Source organism: Streptomyces lushanensis, from assembly GCF_001700515.1.
Classification (GTDB): domain Bacteria; phylum Actinomycetota; class Actinomycetes; order Streptomycetales; family Streptomycetaceae; genus Streptomyces; species Streptomyces lushanensis.
Genome location: NZ_MAUD01000659.1, coordinates 1 through 670, shown reverse-complemented (window position 1 = coordinate 670; position 670 = coordinate 1). Strand labels below are relative to the sequence as shown.

1 pseudogene is annotated in these 670 nt (G+C 71.9%); it reads right to left on the bottom strand.

Going from position 1 to position 670, the window contains the following annotated elements:
• Nucleotides 1-670: pseudogene (locus BFF77_RS32195) on the bottom strand (ROK family protein); the annotation flags it as partial.

Here is a 670-nt window from a genome sequence, read left to right as displayed (position 1 = left end):
CGACGGCGGTGAGCACCTCCGGATCGATATGGATACCGAGCGCGTGCGCCGCCGTACCGCAGAGCCGGACCGGCGTACGGGGCTTGCCGGAGGTGGCGCGCCGCTGGGCGTCCTCGATCAGGATGCCCCGGTCCAGCAGCGAGCGCGCGATCCGGGAGACCGACTGCTGGGTGAGACCGGTGCGGTGCGCGATCTCACCCCGGGTGATGGTGCCGGAGAGCCGTACCGTCTCGATGACCACGCACTCGTTGAACGAGCCCAGATCGATCTGGTTGACCCCGCTCCAGGACTGGTGGCGCGCCGTGGCGCCGGTCGCCCGGTCGGCGCCGAGATGCCCGGCCACGTTCTCCCGCAGCCAGCGCACCGCGGGGCACGGCCGGTCGGGGCGCGCCGTCGCGTACCGCTCCAGTTCGGCGGCGAGATCGAGATAGACACGGCGCGAGGACTCGGGATGGCTGGTGCTGTCGAGCGCGACCATGGCCCGGAGGAAGGTGCGCCAGGTCGACCGCGCGGGAATCCGGTGATGCGTCACCTTCCCCTCACGCGAGGGCGGTACGGGCACGGAGTCCGCGTCCCAGAGGGTGATCGCGTGCAGGCCCAGGTCAGGATGGCTGCGGCTCGCCTCGGTCAGATACTCCGACAGACCGCCCGCCGCCGATCCGTTCCCGCC